The organism is Streptomyces sp. NPDC040718, from assembly GCF_055593565.1.
Genome location: NZ_JBVIXO010000014.1, coordinates 158,176 through 174,648, shown reverse-complemented (window position 1 = coordinate 174,648; position 16,473 = coordinate 158,176). Strand labels below are relative to the sequence as shown.

Genomic DNA, 16,473 nt, shown 5'->3' with positions numbered 1-16,473 from the left:
ATGCAGCGGACTTCGTCTCTCTAGAAGAAGCCCAGTTTCTTGGGGGAGTAGCTACAAAAAACGTTCTTCGTCTGCTGGTGGTACAGCGGCATCTGTGCTGACCAGGGGAAACGGTGGTTCGCGCGGCTTCTTGGAGACAGCTGGTCCGGGAATGGTCCGGATCTTGGTGCGTGCGGCACTTGGGAGGGACAGGGGCTGGGTGCGGCGGGATGTTGGGGGCGATCGGGAGCGGGTGGATTGCGGAGGGTGGGGCCTTACGGACTCCAGCCCGCAGGAACGCGTGTCCGCCATTGAGCACGTGGCTGCGGCTGTCACCCTTGTTCTTGGCGTGCGTGCGCCTCCGCTCGCAGGCGCGCTGTCGGCGATGGGCGCTCAGCCCAGGTGAGGCTACGGGGACGCTCTTATTGAGTTCCTTACGAGATCAAAGCGTGAACGGGCAGAACTTCAAGACTGTCGGGCTCTGGCGTTCCAGCCTCACGGAGGTTCTGTTGGAACGCCGGATCCTCCTTCATCGCGCAGAAGTCTTCCTCTGATTCCCACAGGTCGACGATCACCATGCCATCGCGGCTCTTTGCACATGCGTGCGAGCGGTGTCCATGGCTGCGGTGGTGGCGCGACGTGCGTCCGGCCGGGCGTCCGGGGCGACGTCGAGCAGCCCGGCGACGGCCCGGTACGCGGAGGCAACCGCGGCCTGTTCGTGCCAGCCGGAACGGGGTACCGGATCCCGGTGGCGAGCGTCGTGATGCCCATGCGCCACCCCTGGACGTGGCGGTGCAGGCGCGCTCTCGATGGGAACGGGGACAGCCCGGCTCTTCCAGCATGCGGGACGGCCGCCCGCCGACCGTATGAGGCCGGCCACCCGCTCCCTCCGGCGATCTGTTGAAGACGCGGAGCCTTTCCATGCGTTCAAGCCGCGGGACGAGAAAGGCGCTGTGGCTCCGCGGGGGGCGTGGAGGGGTTTCACAGTGGCCTGATAATGCGTCAGAAAAGTCAGCAATCGGTCAGCATGAGTCCTGAAAGACCTGGGGAAAGCTGACCGAACTTGCGAACGGTTGTAGGCTGCCGGGACCGCCCTTGACCTGCGTGAAGCGGGCAGGGAGCAGACATATCGGGAGTTATTTCATGCTTCGTACCATGTTCAAGTCCAAGATCCACCGGGCCACCGTGACGCAGGCGGACCTGCACTACGTCGGGTCCGTGACCATCGATGCCGATCTGCTCGATGCCGCCGATCTGTTGCCCGGGGAGCTCGTCCACATCGTGGACATCACCAACGGGGCGCGGCTCGAGACGTACGTCATCGAGGGTGAGCGGGGGTCCGGGGTGATCGGGATCAACGGGGCCGCCGCGCATCTCGTGCACCCCGGGGATCTCGTGATCCTCATCAGCTACGCGCAGGTCGACGACGCCGAGGCGCGGGCGCTGAAGCCGCGTGTGGTGCATGTCGACGGGGACAACCGGATCGTGGAGCTGGGGGCGGATCCTTCCGCGCCGGTGCCGGGTACGGATCAGGAGCGCAGCCCGCATTCGGTGGCTGTCTGAGCTGAGGGAGCGGGGCCGTGGCGATCGAGTTGGTGGACGAGCGGAAGGCCGGGCGGCTGCTGGCCGTCGAGGACCGCAGGGTGGTCGGGTTCATCGCGTACTTCGTGCTCGCCGCGGAGCCCCACGCCCTGGTCGCGGTGCACACCGTAGTCGAGCCCGGGCACGAGGGGCGCGGGATCGGCGGGGAGCTCGTCCGGGGGTTCTATGCGATGGCCGGGGATGAAGGGGTGGCCGTGGTGCCGCTCTGTCCATATGCCGCCGCCTGGGCCGGGCGGCATCCCGAGCTGGCGCCCGAGGCGCCGGCCGACGTGGCGGCTGCCGCGCGGGCCCGGTTGGAGCAGGACGCCGATCTGTGGTGAGGCGGCTGACGCTGCTGCACACGTCCCGGGTGCACGTGCCCGTTTTCGATGCCCTGGGGGAGCGGGATCATCCGGGAGCCGTGTTGCGGCATCTGGTCCGGCCCGGGCTGCTGGAGCGGGCCCGGGAAGTGGGGCCGGAGGGTGTGCGGGGCGAGGTGCGGGAGGTGCTGGCCGGGGTCGGGGGGCCCGTGCTGGTGACCTGTTCGACCATCGGGGGCGTCGCCGAGTCGCTCTCCCCCGAGCTGGGGTTCCCCGTGCAGAGGGTGGACCGGGCGATGGCCGCCCGGGCCGTGGCGACGGGCCCGCGGATCGTCGTTCTGGCCGCGCTGGAGCCGACCCTGGAGCCGACCGGGGCGCTTCTCGCCGAGGAGGGGGCCCGGGAGGTGCGGGGGCGGGTCGTTCCCGGGGCCTGGGAGCTGTTCGAGGCCGGGGACGAGGGTGGGTACCTCCGAGTCGTGGCGCGGGCCGCCGACGGGGTGACGGAGGCCGACGTCATCGTGCTGGCGCAGGCCTCCATGGCCGGGGCCGCGGAGCTCGTGTCGACCAGGGTGCCCGTGCTGGCCAGCCCGGCACTGGGGCTGGCCGCCGCGCTTGCCGGGGGGCGTACCGGCTGAGATCGGGGGAAGGTGGTCCTTATGGTGCGAAACCTTGAGCAGACGCAGCCGCCCGTGCCCGGCCCGGCCCCCGTCCCCGGGCCGGTCCCGCCACTGCCGGACCCCGGCCCCGTGCCGCGCCCGGTGCCCCCGGTGCCAGGGCCCTACCCCGAGCCCGACCCGGTGCCCCCGCCGCCCGGGCCCGCGCCGATCCCGCAGCCGGGCCCGCTGAGCTGACGGCGGCGCCTCAGCCCTTCAGCCCAGCAGGTCCCGCCGCAGCCGCTTCAACGGCACGGCGGGCTCAGATAGGCGTGCTCGCCGCGGTGATCGACCACGGCGAGCATCTCGCGGAGCGTGCTCCGCACCTCCTCCGACAGGCCCGCGTGGTGCTGGGCCTGTCCCAGCAGGCCCAGGTGCAGCGGGAGCCGGAGGCGGGTCCGGGAAGGGCGCAGGCGCGGTCGGCCCCGCGCAGGGCCGGCCCGGCCGCCTCCCGGTCCGCGCCGACCGCCCGCCCCGGCACCCCGCGCATCGGCGGCTGCCCGGCGACGGCCACGTGCTTGGCCTTCTTGTTGGGGGTGAACAGGGTCTCCCGGGTCGGCGCGCCGTCCGGTCCGGGAACCACCACGCGTACGGCCGCCGCCCGAGGTCGGAGAAGTTCACGTGCGTGAGGGCGACCCGCAGGTGGAAGGCCGACGGATCGGCGCGCCGGAGGATCGGCGCGCCGGAGGTGGCGCACGTACCAGGAGACGCCCGCCCGGGGGAAGAACACGTTCGGGCTCGCGTGCGGCAGACTCACCAGGACGCGCGGCGCCCGTGCGAACGCGCCCAGCCCGGCGCCGTCCAGGCCCAGCGCCGCCAGCGCCTCCGCCCTGCCGGCGTCGCGAGGGGCGTCGCCAGGGCCGTCACCGCCATCCGTCACGAGCGCCTCCCGGCCGAAGGCGACCCCCGCCACGGGAGCCGCCGCCCCCACCACCGCCACCCGCTCGCCGTAGGCCTCCGGCCCCAGCAGGCCGACGGTGTCCGACAGGCGCAGCCGGTCGGCACCCGCCTCGTGGACCACGCCCGCGTACTCCTGGAGGAACGAGATCTCCGTGCGGGCGATGTCCTCGGCGCTGATGGACACGTACGCGCCGCGGTGGTGGGGTCCTCAAGGATCAGATCTTCGCGGATGCTCATGGTCGGCTCCTGAATCCTTCCGGCCGGAACGGGGAACGGAACGATGATCCGCAGCGCGTTCCGGAAGGGTCAATCCCCCTCAATATCCCCTAAACCGGGGACATGGCGGACGGGGGTGCCGTCATGGATCCACGGATTCGCCGGACCCCGGACGCGTGGGTGTGCGATCGTCAACTCACGCCGCCCTACGGCTGGTTGTCGCCCTTGTCGGTTCATCGGGGCGCCGTTAGGTTGTGCGGTCCTGATGTCTTTTAGGGGGGCTCCCATGGGTGTACGGGGCCGGCACCGCCGGTACCAGCCGAGCAGTATCAACCGGGCCTCGCTCGTCGTCACCGCCGGTGGCGCCGGGATCGCGCTCCCCCTCCTCGGCGCCGCGGACGCGCAGGCCGCCTCCGTGGACACCTGGAACAAGGTCGCCGCCTGCGAATCCACCAACAACTGGCAGATCAACACCGGCAACGGCTACTACGGCGGCCTCCAGTTCAGCCAGAGCACCTGGCGCGAATTCGGCGGCACCGCCTACGCCCCGCGCGCCGACCTCGCCACCAAGGCCCAGCAGATCGCGGTCGCCGAGAAGGTCCTCAAGGGCCAGGGCCCCCGGGCCTGGCCCGCGTGCGGCCCCCAGGCCGGGCTCAGCCGCAGCGGGCCCGCCCCGGTCCTCGACACCAAGGCGCCCGCCAAACCGGACGCGAAGCCAGCGGCCAAACCTGCGGCCAAACCCGCGGCCAAGCCCGTTGCGGAGCCGGTCGCCGAGTCCGCGGCCAAGCCGTCGGGCGAACCGGCCGTGAAGCCCTCGGGACAGGCCCACAAGGACCTGATCCAGCCGACCAAGGCCACCACCCCGACCCCCGTGACCATGCCGCGCCCGACCGGGACGTCGGTCCTGCCGAACCCGTACGTGGTCGCCCCCGGGGACTCCCTCTCGACGATCGCCTCCGAGCAGCACGTGGAGGGCGGCTGGCAGGCCCTCTACGAGACGAACCGGTCCACGGTCGGCGGCAACCCCAACCTGATCTTCCCGGGGCAGCGGCTCACCCTCAGGATCACCACCGCCCCGCCCGCGCAGAACCCCGAGAAGCCGCCGCGCACCGCCGAGCCGGTCAAGCCCGTGGAACCGGCCGCTCCCAAGCCCGAGCAGCAGAAGCCCGAACAGGCGAAGCCGGAGCAGCCCAAGCCCGAGCAGCCCAAGCCGGCGGAGAAGCCCAAGCCCCAGCCGGAGCAGTCCAAGCCCGCCGAGAAGCCCAAGCCCGAGCCGGCCGCCAAGCCCGCCGGCAAGCCCGTCTCAGCGGAGCAGAAGCCCGCCTCGGGCGGCGGCGCCTTCACCGCCCCCGTCGACGCCGGCATCGGCACCGCCTACCGCGTCGCGGGATCCTCCTGGTCCAGCGGCTACCACACGGGCGTCGACTTCCCGGTGCCGACCGGCACCAGCGTCAAGTCCGTCGGACCCGGCACGGTCGAGTCGGCCGGCTGGGCCGGGGCGTACGGCTACCAGGTCGTCATCAAGCACGCCGACGGCCGCTACTCCCAGTACGCCCACCTGTCCGCGCTCGGCGTCAAGGCCGGCCAGCAGGTCTCCGGCGGCCAGCGGATCGGCCGCTCCGGCTCGACCGGCAACTCCAGCGGCCCGCACCTGCACTTCGAGATGCGCTCCGCCCCCGGCTACGGCTCCGACATCGACCCGCTGAGGTACCTCCGGAACAAGGGCGTCGGCATCTGACCCCCGCACGTGCGGCGGCACGGCCGTGAGCAGGACCAGGCCGGCCGCCGCGAGCGTGCCGCTCACCAGCGCGGCCACCGCCCCGGCGGTCCCGTACCGGAAGCCCTCGTCGAACAGCGAGATCCCCACCGCGGCCGCGACCACCGGGTTGACGACCGTCACCGTGGCCAGCGGCGCGGTCAGGCCCGCACCCCGGTAGGCGGCCTGCGACAGCAGTAGCCCGCCGGCCGCCAGTACGGCGATCGCCGCCAGGTCCGGCCACAGAGAGCCGAGCGCGCCCGGCGAGAACCCCTCGGCGACCGACTTCGTGAACACCGAGCCCATCCCGAAGGCCGTACCGGCCGCCGCGGCCAGCAGCACGCTGCGCAGCACCGCCCGGCGCATCCGCCCCGCCGCCAGCACCAGCACCGCCACGCCGGCCGCCGTCACCACCAGCAGCAGGCTCCGCTCACCGCCCGCCAGGGCCTGCCGCCCCGCCCCCTCACCGCCCGTCAGGGCGAGCAGCCCGGCCAGGCCGGCCGTCGCCAGCAGCGCCCCGCGCCAGGCGGCCGCGCCCGCCCGGCGCCCCACGAACACGGCCGCCATCGGCAGCGCGAAGACGATGGTCAGCGCACCCAGCGGCTGCACCAGGCTCAGCGGGCCGTACGCCAGCGCCACCACGTGCAGCAGCGCGCCGAGGCCGTTCAGCGCGACCGCGGCCCACCAGCCGGCGCGGCGCAGCGGCGCGTAGGGGCGGTCCGGCGAACTCGCCGCCACGTGTTCCTGGACGATCGCGCCGCCCGCGTACGCGACGGCGGAGACCAGGCAGAGCAGAACCGACAGGGCCAGGGCACTCATGAGATCCACCATGCCCCAAAGGGCCGCGCCGTTCATCCGCCCGCAGGCCCCTTGATCACCGGCCGAGTCATCCTCCTGGCATACACCAGGGGGAGTACGCGCAAGCCGCCCGAGGGGGACGAAGGGCCTTGATCCCCTCCATACCGTGACAGGCCCCTCGCCGTCCGTGAGGCGGACGGGAACGGGTTTGGACCCGGGCGTGTCGGATCCGTACAGTTTCCGTTTTGGGGACTTCCGCAGCAGGCGGACGCGGACGAGCGAGCAAGGAACGGCAGCGGCCATGACGGTGACCGAAGACAACCACGCATACGGGCCGGGCATCGACCCCGAGCGCCTCGCCGTCTGCCTCAGCGTGCTCGACGAGCTCGACAAGATCGACGTCGACCACCCCGACGCCATCACCGTACGCCGCGCCACCGCCGGCATCTACCGCACGGTGAAGCAGCGCCGCCGCCAGGAGCGCCGCGCCGCCAAGACCGCCAACGACAAGGCCGTCACCGAGGCGACCGCGACCGGCTCCGCCGAGCGCATCGACGACGAGACCGAGGGCATCCTGCCCTCCTCCGTCACCGAGGCCGGCCGGATCGCCGGGATACTCCAGCGCCCGCGCTCCTGCTACGTCTGCAAGACGCGGTACGTCGAGGTCGACTACTTCTACCACCAGCTCTGCCCGGACTGCGCCATAGAGAACCGCACCAAGCGGGAGGCCCGCGCGGACCTCGCCGGCAAGCGCGCGCTGCTCACCGGCGGCCGGGCCAAGATCGGCATGTACATCGCGCTGCGCCTGCTGCGCGACGGCGCGCACACCACGATCACCACCCGCTTCCCCAAGGACGCCATCCGCCGCTTCAAGGCGATGGAGGACTCGGCGGACTGGATGCACCGCCTGGAGGTCGTCGGCATCGACCTGCGCGACCCGGCCCAGTCCGTGGCGCTCGCCGACCAGGTGGCCGCGGCGGGCCCGCTCGACATCCTGATCAACAACGCGACGCAGACCGTGCGCCGCCTGCCCACCGCGTACGCCGCGCTGGTCGAGGGCGAGAGCGCCCCGCTGCCGGCCGGCGAGCTCCCCGCCCACCACGTCATCGGCGCCTTCAACTCGGGTGCGGTCGACGGTCTCGCGGCGCTGCCCGTCGGCGTCAGCGGGCTGGAGGCCCAGAAGGTCGCCGACCTCGCCCTGGTCGCGGGCAACGCCAGCCTGGAGCGGCACCTCGCCGGCACCGCCATCGACGCGGGCGGCCTGCTGCCCGACGTCGTCGACAGCAACACCTGGGTGCAGACCATCGACCAGATCTCCCCGGTCGAGCTGCTGGAAACCCAGCTGTGCAACTACACGTCGCCGTTCATCCTGATCAGCGCGCTCCGGCCGGCCATGGCCGAGGCCGCCCGGAAGGCGTCCAGCGGGCGCGCGTACGTCGTCAACGTCTCGGCGATGGAAGGCGTCTTCAGCCGCGGCTACAAGGGCGCCGGGCACCCGAACACCAACGCCGCCAAGGCCGCGATGAACATGGTGACGCGGACCAGCGGCCAGGAGATGTTCCAGACCGACCGCATCCTGATGACCTCGGTCGACACCGGCTGGATCACCGACGAGCGGCCGCACTTCGACAAGCTGCGCCTGGCCGAGGAGGGCTTCCACGCGCCCCTCGACCTGGTCGACGGCGCCGCCCGCGTCTACGACCCGGTCGTCCGGGGCGAGGCGGGCGAGGACCTCTACGGGGTCTTCCTGAAGGACTACGCCCCCGCCAACTGGTAGAGCGCCCCACGAGGGGCCGGCCGTCCCCGCCGGGACGGCCGGCCCCTCACTCGTACGGGCGAACCGTGCCGTGGATTCCGTAGGCCCCGGCCGCGACCAGTTCCAGCAGCGGACGCCAGTCCTCCACGACCCCGGCGTCCAGCCCCGAGGTGCCGCCCGACCGCACCGCCTGGCGCAGCGCCTCGGCCGCCGCGTCCCCGGCCGCGTCCGGGGCGTCAGGCCTCGTCAGACGGGCCACCCGGTCGCCCAGCAGGGGGCGGACCGCCTCGGCCGCGTCGCCCCCCTGGGCGGACAGCAGCGGGCCCAGGAAGTGGACCAGCCCGGCCACTTGGAGCTCCTTGTCGAAGGGGTGCGAGCGGCGGAGCAGGGCCGCCGTCTGGAGCCCCCGGCCGCCCTGGTGCGCGTGCAGGAGTTCCATCAGCTCGTCGACACTGTCGATCGTGGGCAACCCCGACATAGCCACAACGGCTCCCTCCGTCGTCCGCGCGCACGCGCCACCGCCGACGAGCAGATCAGCCCCGGCGGACGCGCCGACGTACGACTTCCTGAACTCGGGGCGAAAACAAGCGGTCCAGCGCGGATTTTACCGTTCCATCGAGCGGACCCCCGCTCATATGTGTACCCTAAGGCGCAAGGAGCCCCCACCCGGGCACCCGCTCCACCAAGGCGCCACCGCGTCCGGACGAACCTCTGAATCCCCCTATCCGGCGCGCGGTCCCGCCCGCCGGGTTACGCGACACAAGGGAGTGCGCGGTGACTGAGACCAAGAAGACCGACCCGACTCTGGAGCTCCCGGGACGGGGGGCGAGCACGCGGTCCGACGAACTCGGCAGCCTTGAGGTCTGGGCCCGCTCCGCACCCATCCGGCTGGCCGGCTACGAGGACGACCTGGCGGAGCCGCACATCCTGCCCGGCATCGACTGACGGCACCGGCCCCCGGGCCGCCGCCCCGCAGAGCGGATACGCGCCCCCGCGCCCCACGGCGACGGGGGCGCGGCACGTGCGCACCCCGCCGTCGCCGGTTCCCGCGGGCCCTACGCCCTCAGCGTCATCGCCGTGGGCGATCAAGCCTTCCGCTGCCCGGCCGCGCCCGGCAGGGTCGGGCACATGAGACTCCTGATGCTGGGTGGGACCGAATTCGTCGGGCGCACGATTACGGAAGACGCCCTGGACCGTGGCTGGGAGGTGACCGTCTTCCACCGGGGGCACCACGCGCCCCCGCCCGGAACCACGGCACTGCACGGCGACCGCAACGCCGCCGGCGGACTGGCCGCACTCGCCGAGGGGGAGTGGGACCTGGTCGTCGACACCTGGAGCGGAGCCCCCACGGCCGTCCGCGACAGCGCCCGCCTGCTGGCGGGCCGGGCCCGGCACTACACGTACATCTCCAGCTGCTCGGTGTACACCTACCCCGCGCCCGCCGGCCACGCCGAGGACGGCCCGGTGGTCGAGGGGTCGCCCGACGCCGGTCGGACCGCCTACGCCGAGGACAAGCGGGGCGGTGAGCTCGCCGCCGTCGACGCCTTCGGCGACCGCGCCCTGCTGGTGCGCGCCGGGCTGATCACCGGCCCGTACGAGAACGTCGGCCGGCTCCCCTGGTGGCTGGAGCGCACCGCCCGGGGCGGCCCGGTGCTCGCCCCCGGTCCTCGCGACCTGCCGCTCCAGTACATCGACGTACGCGACCTCGCGCACTGGACCCTGGACGCCGCCGAAGCAGGGCTCGGAGGGGCCTACAACCTGATCTCCCCGACCGGCCATGCCACCATGGGCAGCCTCCTGGAGGCCTGCGCCGCCGTCACCGGTGACGCCGCCGAGCTGCGCTGGACCGCCCCGGCCGTGATCCTGGAGGCCGGGATCGAGCCCTGGACCGAACTGCCCTTCTGGCTCACGGAGGGCGATCTGCACGACCACATGTTCGGCGCGGACGTCACCAAGGCCCTGGAGACCGGCCTCACCTGCCGGCCGGTGGAGGAGACCGTCGCCGACAGCTGGGCCTGGCTCCGGTCGATCGGCGGGGTGGCGCCCCTGCGCCCCGACCGTTCGGCCAAGGGGATCTCCGCGGAACGGGAAGCCGCCCTACTCGGGCTCTGACAAGGCGGCCTCCGCGAGGCGGGTCGGCGGCAGGTACTCGCGCAGCAGCCGGCGGTGCCACCAGGCGCCCGTCTCGCGCAGCTCCCGCCAGGTGGTGAACCGGTAGCGGTACAGCCTGGCCCGCACGAAACGCGGCGGGGCGTCCGGGAACGGGTTGTGGCGGACCAGCCGCAGCGTGTCCCGGTCGCCCGCCAGCAGCCGCTCCACGAACGGGCCGAACCAGTCGCGCGCGTAGCCGGGGGAGAGGGCCGCGAACCACATCAGCCAGTCGAGCCGCAGATGGTAGGGGGCGAACTGGCGCGGGATCCGCCGCAGTTCGGTCGGCTTGCCCTTGAAGCCGTACTCGCGCCAGTCCCCGTCCTCGCGGGGGACGAGGTCGCAGGTGCCCTCGACCACCACCTCGTCGCGGATCCGGCCGACGGTGCCGAAGGCCCCGTAGGTGTTGACCAGGTGCAGGGAGTCGAAGGAGCGGTTCATCACCTGGCGGCGCGAGACCAGGTTGGCCACCGGGTGCCGGCTCAACGCCAGCACCAGCACGGTCACCGCGCACACCAGGACCGCGTACCAGACGGGTGCCCCGCGCGAGGCGGCGGCGGGCGGCGGTCCGGCGATCCCCGTGAAGTCCACCGCCGAGAGGGCGAGCGTGATCGTCAGCCAGTTGAGCCAGGCGAAGTTCCCGGACAGCACCAGCCAGAGCTGGGTGGCCACGATGATCCCGGCCGCGTACGAGGCCACCGGCTGCGGGGTGAACAGGAGCACCGGAAGCACCAGTTGGGTGACGTGGTTCGCCGCGCACTCCACCCGGTGCACCGGCTTCGGCAGGTGGTGGAAGAACCAGCTCAGCGGGTTCGGCATCGGCTGCGTCTCGTGGTGGTAGTAGAGGCAGGTCAGGCGGCGCCAGCAGGCGTCGCCCCGCATCTTGATCAGCCCGGCGCCGAACTCCACCCGGAACAGCACCCATCGCAGCAGCCACAGCACCAGCACGGGCGGCCCGGCCCGGGCGTTGCCGAGGAAGACGGCGAGGAAGCCGACCTCCAGCAGCAGGGACTCCCAGCCGAAGGAGTACCAGGTCTGGCCCACGTTGACGATGGAGAGGTACAGCAGCCAGAGCACCGCCCACATCCCCATGGCGGCGCCCAGCGGCACCAGGTCCCCGACCCCGGCGGCCAGCGCCGCGGCCACCGCCGCCCCGGTCCAGGCGCAGCAGGCGAAGAGACGGTCGGAGTAGCGCAGTTGGAACAGGCTCGGGGCGTGCCGGAAGGGCACGTACCGCACGTAGCGCGGGACGGGCAGCATGCCGTGCGCCCCGATCAGTGCCCGGAACTGCAGGGCGGCCCCGACGAAGGCGAAGACGTAGACACCGGCCAGGGCCCGCTGGAAGACCAGCCGGCCCAGCCAGTAGCCGGGCGCGGTGAACCAGTCCATCCCCTCCAGTATCGGCCGGAGCCGGCCGGCGCGCGCAGGTGGAGGTGCCCGGCGGTGCCCGGTGGGCAGCGGCCCGGTCCGGAGGGTGCGGCCCGGACGGGGAAGCGGGCCCTCGAACGCGTTCAGGGGCGGGGGCGGCCCGGCGGATCTCCTTGAACCCGTTCAAGGAGATCCGGTCCGGCGCTCCGGTTGCGGCACCCCGGGAGATGCGGCAGACAAGAGGGAGCAACCGGGGCGAAAAGGGAGAGCAGCGTGAACGACCTGAACGACGTGCCCGCACCGACATCCCGTCAGGCGCCGCCCCGTCAGACACCACGCCGTCACGTACCCGTCCGCACGGCCCTCTTGGCGCTCCTCTCCCTGATCGCCGCCGGCTGCGCCGGGGCCGGCCCCGAACAGACCAAGGGCCCGGTCCCCGAGAACCTGGAGCTCACCCTCCAGCCCGTCGGAGCGGCCGGACCGGACCCGTTCACCCCCTCCTCCGCCACCGCCGAGTCGGCCCCCCTCCAGCCCCCGCTGCCCAACGCGAGCGGCCGCGGCATCCGTACGGTCGGCGCCGCCACCCCCGGCCTGTACGGCGGTACCAGCCGGCTCGGCAGCTGCGACGTGGAACGCCAGGTCGCCTTGCTCACCTCCGACGCGGCCAAGGCCCGCTCCTTCGCCCAGGCCACCGGGATCGAACAGGAGAAGATCCCCGACTTCCTGCGCGCCCTCACGCCCGTGGTGCTGCGGGCCGACACCCGGGTCACCAACCACGGGTTCCGGGACGGCCGGGCCGACGGCTACCAGTCGGTGCTCCAGGCGGGGACGGCCGTACTCGTCGACGACCACGGCATGCCCCGGGTGCGCTGCGGCTGCGGCAACCCCCTCGCCGCGCCGCGCTCCGCCAAGGGGAACCCGGTGCTCAAGGGCGACCAGTGGAACGGCTACCAGCCCAATCAGGTCATCGTGATCGAGCCGACCGTGCAGGTCATCAAGAGGCTGGTCATCGTCAACGTCGCCGACAACACCTGGATCGAGCGCAAGGCGGGCGACGACGGCGCCCAGGACAAACCCCCCAGGAGCGTTCCCCCCTACGACCCGGCCGACGGCATCCCGAACGCCCCCGCGACCCCGACCGACGACCCCTGCGCCGGCACGGAAGCGGACGGCCGGGCCCGGACCACCCCGCCCTCCTCCCCGCCACCCGCCGGCCCCCCGACCCCGCCCGCCGGCCCCCCGACCCCCCCGGCCGGACCCCCGGCGGCGGGCCCGGACGGGCCGCCCGCCCAGAACCCCGCCCAGAACCCCGCCGAGACCGCGCTCCCCGGCTCCCCGGAGCTCACCGCCCCGGACGCCCTGCCGCTCCCCGGCCCCGACGCCTTCGTGCCCGACGCCCCGGAGGCGGGAGAGCCCCCCGCCTCGGACCTGATCCCGCCGCCCGGCCTGGACGCGGAGGCGCCCCCCGCCGCCCCCTCCAGCCCCGCCGCCCCCGGCCCGCCGGCCGCGGACCCCGCCGGTCCGGGCGCCGCCGTCACCCCCTCGCCCAGCCCCTGCCCGTCCGGCGCCGGCGCCGACGCCGGCACCGTGCCGCGCGCGCCCGCCTCCCCGCGGGACGTCCCCGGCGGCGGCCTGCCCCCGTCCGACGGCCCCGCCTCCACCCCGCCCGACGCCAACGGGGACCTCCCGCGCGACCTGCCCGGCGCCGTCCCGCCCGACCAGGGCCTGACCCACACCCCGGACGACGGCCCCGGCACCGGCGGCGACCCCGCCCTGCCCCCGGACGCCGTCGATCCCGCCGCCCCGGAGGGCTTCCCCGACGGGCAGCAGGACACCGGCGAGCCCCCGTACCTGGAGAGCGCCTGACGCGGCGCTGTGTCATGGTGGACCGGTGCCGAGCACCGTATCGCTGCCGGAGGACTGGCCCGCACACGCGGACCGTTCCCTGTCACTGAACCGGATGGGCAGTTTCGACTGGGACCTGGTCACCGGGCTCATGCACATGGACGCGGCGGCCCTCGAGGTCTTCGACACGACCCCGGACGAGTACGACGGACGTCCGGGATCGCTCTCCCCGCGCGTCCCGCCCGCCGAGTCCACCCGGCTGGACGCCCTCGTCTCCAGCGCCCTCAAGAGCGGCGTCGACACCTACGGCGCCTACTTCCGCATCTGCTGCCGCGACGGCAGCCTGCGCTGGACCCACACCCAGGGCCGCGTCATGCGCGGCGCGGACGGGCGCCCGTACCGGATCATCGGCATCGTCCGCGACGCGACCGAGGAGCTGAGCCACTCCGCCGAACGCCTCGGCCTCGACGAGGAGCGCCGCCGCCAGACGTCCGTGGTCGAGAGCACCACCGCCGCCCTCGCGCACGCCCGGACCGTACGCGACGTCATCGACGTCATCGGCGACGCCCACGGCCTGGAGCGGCTCGGCTCCATGGGCATGGTGATGGGCCTCGTCGAGGCCGGCCGGATCCACCTGGTGGCCGAAGGCCCCGCCGACAGCTTCGTCCCCGGCACCCGCTACACCCGCATCGACGAGCAGTACCCGATGAGCGAGGTCGTCCGCTCGCTCCAGCCCCGCTTCCTCGACTCCGCCGAGGAGTTCGCCGAGGGCTACCCGGACCTCTGGTCGAAGATCTCGGACATGAGGATATCGGCGGCCGCGTACCTGCCGCTGATCGCCCAGGCCCGGCCGATCGGCGCGATCGGACTGCTCTACCAGGACAAGGACGGCTTCACCCAGGACGAGCGGAACCTGCTCGTCGCCCTGGGCAGCAGCATCGCCCAGAGCCTCCAGCGCGCCATGCTCCTGGAACAGGAGCACGACCTCGCCGAAGGCCTCCAGCAGGCCATGCTGCCCCGCCGGATCCCCGCCGTCCCCGGCGCCCAGATCGCCGTGCGCTACCGGTCGGCCCGGATGGGCCAGGACATCGGCGGGGACTGGTACGACGTCATCCCGCTGCCCGGCGGCCGGGTCGGCGCGGTCATCGGCGACGTCCAGGGCCACGACACCCACGCCGCGGCCGTGATGGGCCAGCTGCGCATCGTCCTGCGCGCGTACGCCGCCGAAGGGCACTCCCCGGGCACGGTGATGGCCCGGGCCTCGGTGTTCCTGTACGAACTGGACACCGACCGCTTCGCGACCTGCACCTACGTGGAGGCCGACCTCTCCACCGGGGTGCTCCAGCTGGTGCGCGCCGGCCACATCGACCCACTGCTGCGCACCACCGACGGGGAGTGCCGCAGGCTGCCGGTGGAGGGAGGGATGCCGCTCGGCCTGTCGGCGGAGTTCGGACGCCTGGAGTATCCGGTGACCACCGTGGAACTGAACCCGGGCGAAACGCTCCTGCTGTGTACCGACGGGCTGGTGGAACAGCCCGGCGCCGACCTCGACGACGGCGTCAGCCTGCTGACCTCCCTGGTCGGCGGCGGCCCCGCCGACCTCCAGCGGCTCGCCGACCGGCTGTGCGAGGTCGTCGACGACCGGGGCGGCGACGACGACATGGCCCTGCTCCTGCTGCGCCGCCAGGGCGAGGACACGCGGCCCGGCGGCGGCCGGCTCCAGCAGCACGTGGCCCCCGGGGACCCCGAGGCGCTCGTCGCCGCCCGGCACATGATCGGCGCGGCGGTCCGGTCGTGGGGCGCGCGGGAGCGGGCCGACGAGATCGAACTGGTCGCGGACGAGCTGATCGTGAACGCCCTGATGCACACCGACGGCCCCGCGATCGTGACCCTGCGCGTCCTGGCCGGCCCGGAGCGGCGCCTACGGGTGGAGGTGGAGGACCGCTCCAGCGCCCTCCCGCGCCGCCGCGAGGCGGGGGAGGCGGGGGTGTCGGGGCGGGGCCTGATGCTGGTGGACCGGCTGGCGGACGTCTGGGGCGTGGAGTCCCGGGGCAGCGGCAAGTGCGTGTGGTGCGAGTTCGTGATGGGCTGAGCCCCCCGCCCCTCCAGGCCGCCCCGCGTCGAGCCGTCCCCGGCTGTGCCCCCGGGCCGGGCCGTCCGGGGCCGTCCGGGGCCGTCCGGGGCTGCCCTTGCGGTCGCGGGCCGGGGGCCGGGGCGCCAGGCTGGGAGGGTGCCCGAGCTGCCGGAGGTCGAGGCCCTGAGGGAGTTCCTCGACGAGCACCTCGCCGGGCGGGTGGTCGAACGCGTCCTCCCGCTCGCGGTCAGCGTGCTCAAGACCTACGACCCGCCCCCCACCGCCCTCGAAGGGCAGCCCGCCGGACCCGTGGCCCGGTACGGCAAGTTCCTCGCCCTGCGCGTCGGCGGGCTCCACCTCGTCACCCACCTGGCCCGGGCCGGCTGGCTCCGCTGGCGCGAGGACTTCCCCGCGCACCCGCCCCGTCCCGGCAAGGGCCCGCTCGCGCTGCGCCTCGTACTGGAGGGCGGCGGGGGCTTCGACCTCACCGAGGCGGGCACGCAGAAACGCCTCGCCGTGTACGTGGTGCGCGACCCCCAGGAGGTTCCGGGCATCGCCCGCCTCGGCCCCGACCCCCTCGCCGACGGCTTCGACCGGGACGCATTCGCCGCGCTGCTGGCCGGGGAGCGGCGCCAGATCAAGGGGGTGCTGCGCGACCAGGGCGTGATCGCCGGGATCGGGAACGCGTACAGCGACGAGATCCTGCACGCCGCGAAGGTCTCGCCCTTCAAACTGGCCGCCTCCTTCGACGAGGAGCAGGTCACCCATCTGTACGGGGCCGTGCGGGACACCCTGCGGGCCGCCGTCGAGCGGGCGCACGGGCTGGCGGCCCAGGACCTGAAGGCCGAGAAGAAGAGCGGGCTGCGGGTCCACGGCCGGGACGGCGAGCCGTGCCCGGTGTGCGGGGACACCGTCCGCTCGGTGTCCTTCGCGGACTCCTCGCTCCAGTACTGCCCCACCTGCCAGACCGGGGGCAAGCCGCTCGCGGACCGCAGGCTCTCCCGCCTCCTCAAGTAGCCGGGGCCCGCGCAGGGGGTCGGGCCCGGGTGGTCCGCCCGGCACCCCCTAGACTCCGGCAC

Annotated in this window: 14 protein-coding genes and 1 pseudogene; 10 read left to right on the top strand and 5 right to left on the bottom strand. The window is 73.6% G+C overall.

Features of this window, described 5'->3' with window-relative positions; genetic code table 11:
- Positions 1–413 precede the first annotated feature (413 nt).
- Positions 414–557, bottom strand: coding sequence for a hypothetical protein (locus tag ACZ597_RS28910; RefSeq protein ID WP_471335986.1), 144 nt, complete (start codon positions 555–557; stop codon positions 414–416).
- Between the two features lie 565 nt (positions 558–1,122).
- On the opposite strand from ACZ597_RS28910, the gene panD reads away from it, so the two are divergent.
- The 3 genes from panD to ACZ597_RS28895 are packed head-to-tail and all read left to right on the top strand — an operon-like array spanning position 1,123 to position 2,515.
- Positions 1,123–1,542 (top strand): aspartate 1-decarboxylase, encoded by a 420-nt coding sequence (gene panD, locus ACZ597_RS28905; RefSeq protein WP_468479926.1) that lies wholly within the window; start codon positions 1,123–1,125, stop codon positions 1,540–1,542.
- Between the two features lie 17 nt (positions 1,543–1,559).
- The gene (locus ACZ597_RS28900; RefSeq protein ID WP_471335983.1) at positions 1,560–1,901 is read left to right on the top strand and encodes a GNAT family N-acetyltransferase; all 342 of its coding nucleotides are present in this window, start codon (positions 1,560–1,562) and stop codon (positions 1,899–1,901) included.
- Complete coding sequence (locus ACZ597_RS28895) at positions 1,895–2,515, top strand: arylsulfatase (RefSeq protein ID WP_471335980.1); 621 nt, start codon at positions 1,895–1,897, stop codon at positions 2,513–2,515. The genes ACZ597_RS28900 and ACZ597_RS28895 overlap by 7 nt, the downstream gene beginning before the upstream one ends.
- A 280-nt stretch (positions 2,516–2,795) precedes the next feature.
- Here the strand turns inward: ACZ597_RS28895 and ACZ597_RS28890 are convergent, their stop codons facing one another.
- Complete coding sequence (locus ACZ597_RS28890) at positions 2,796–3,617, bottom strand: hypothetical protein (protein WP_471335977.1); 822 nt, start codon at positions 3,615–3,617, stop codon at positions 2,796–2,798.
- Positions 3,618–3,935: 318 nt separating this feature from the next.
- Here ACZ597_RS28890 and ACZ597_RS28885 point away from each other — a divergent pair, with 318 nt between their 5' ends.
- Positions 3,936–5,387 carry a transglycosylase family protein gene (locus ACZ597_RS28885; protein WP_471335974.1) on the top strand — a complete coding sequence of 484 codons (1,452 nt, stop codon included), beginning with the start codon at positions 3,936–3,938 and terminating at the stop codon, positions 5,385–5,387.
- Positions 5,388–5,411: 24 nt separating this feature from the next.
- Here ACZ597_RS28885 and ACZ597_RS28880 read toward each other — a convergent pair.
- A pseudogene (locus ACZ597_RS28880) lies at positions 5,412–6,224 on the bottom strand (DMT family transporter); the annotation flags it as partial.
- Positions 6,225–6,504: 280 nt separating this feature from the next.
- Between ACZ597_RS28880 and ACZ597_RS28875 the strand changes: the two are divergent.
- Positions 6,505–7,980 (top strand): SDR family NAD(P)-dependent oxidoreductase, encoded by a 1,476-nt coding sequence (locus ACZ597_RS28875; RefSeq protein ID WP_471335972.1) that lies wholly within the window; start codon positions 6,505–6,507, stop codon positions 7,978–7,980.
- Between the two features lie 46 nt (positions 7,981–8,026).
- Here the strand turns inward: ACZ597_RS28875 and ACZ597_RS28870 are convergent, their stop codons facing one another.
- Positions 8,027–8,437, bottom strand: a complete 411-nt coding sequence (locus ACZ597_RS28870) for a hypothetical protein (protein WP_471335969.1) — start codon at positions 8,435–8,437, stop codon at positions 8,027–8,029.
- A 296-nt stretch (positions 8,438–8,733) separates the two neighbouring features.
- Here ACZ597_RS28870 and ACZ597_RS28865 point away from each other — a divergent pair, with 296 nt between their 5' ends.
- Together ACZ597_RS28865 and ACZ597_RS28860 are read left to right on the top strand one after the other, a co-directional pair.
- On the top strand, positions 8,734–8,904 hold the full coding sequence (locus ACZ597_RS28865) for a hypothetical protein (protein WP_362465032.1): 171 nt from the start codon (positions 8,734–8,736) through the stop codon (positions 8,902–8,904).
- A 183-nt stretch (positions 8,905–9,087) separates the two neighbouring features.
- A complete protein-coding gene (locus tag ACZ597_RS28860; RefSeq protein ID WP_471335966.1) occupies positions 9,088–10,071 on the top strand; it encodes an NAD-dependent epimerase/dehydratase family protein in 984 nt (327 codons plus the stop codon).
- Here ACZ597_RS28860 and ACZ597_RS28855 read toward each other — a convergent pair.
- The gene (locus tag ACZ597_RS28855) at positions 10,057–11,496 is read right to left on the bottom strand and encodes a lipase maturation factor family protein (RefSeq protein ID WP_471335963.1); all 1,440 of its coding nucleotides are present in this window, start codon (positions 11,494–11,496) and stop codon (positions 10,057–10,059) included. The two genes, ACZ597_RS28860 and ACZ597_RS28855, sit on opposite strands and share 15 nt — an antisense overlap.
- 252 nt (positions 11,497–11,748) lie before the next feature.
- On the opposite strand from ACZ597_RS28855, the gene ACZ597_RS28850 reads away from it, so the two are divergent.
- From ACZ597_RS28850 to ACZ597_RS28840, 3 genes are all read left to right on the top strand, one after another.
- Positions 11,749–13,341 (top strand): DUF6777 domain-containing protein, encoded by a 1,593-nt coding sequence (locus ACZ597_RS28850; protein WP_471335960.1) that lies wholly within the window; start codon positions 11,749–11,751, stop codon positions 13,339–13,341.
- 7 nt (positions 13,342–13,348) lie between these two features.
- Positions 13,349–15,412: a SpoIIE family protein phosphatase gene (locus tag ACZ597_RS28845; protein ID WP_471336023.1), complete on the top strand. Its 2,064-nt coding sequence runs from the start codon at positions 13,349–13,351 to the stop codon at positions 15,410–15,412.
- A 138-nt stretch (positions 15,413–15,550) separates the two neighbouring features.
- Positions 15,551–16,411: an Fpg/Nei family DNA glycosylase gene (locus tag ACZ597_RS28840; protein ID WP_471335957.1), complete on the top strand. Its 861-nt coding sequence runs from the start codon at positions 15,551–15,553 to the stop codon at positions 16,409–16,411.
- Positions 16,412–16,473 lie beyond the last annotated feature (62 nt).

Bases quoted from the DNA above. Each gene is read 5' to 3' on its own strand.
- ACZ597_RS28875 (WP_471335972.1), top strand. From the start codon at position 6,505: ATGACGGTGACCGAAGACAACCACGCATACGGGCCGGGCATCGACCCC.
- ACZ597_RS28855 (WP_471335963.1), bottom strand. From the start codon at position 11,496: ATGGACTGGTTCACCGCGCCCGGCTACTGGCTGGGCCGGCTGGTCTTC.
- ACZ597_RS28860 (WP_471335966.1), top strand. From the start codon at position 9,088: ATGAGACTCCTGATGCTGGGTGGGACCGAATTCGTCGGGCGCACGATT.
- ACZ597_RS28870 (WP_471335969.1), bottom strand. From the start codon at position 8,437: ATGTCGGGGTTGCCCACGATCGACAGTGTCGACGAGCTGATGGAACTC.
- panD (WP_468479926.1), top strand. From the start codon at position 1,123: ATGCTTCGTACCATGTTCAAGTCCAAGATCCACCGGGCCACCGTGACG.
- ACZ597_RS28885 (WP_471335974.1), top strand. From the start codon at position 3,936: ATGGGTGTACGGGGCCGGCACCGCCGGTACCAGCCGAGCAGTATCAAC.
- ACZ597_RS28910 (WP_471335986.1), bottom strand. From the start codon at position 557: ATGGTGATCGTCGACCTGTGGGAATCAGAGGAAGACTTCTGCGCGATG.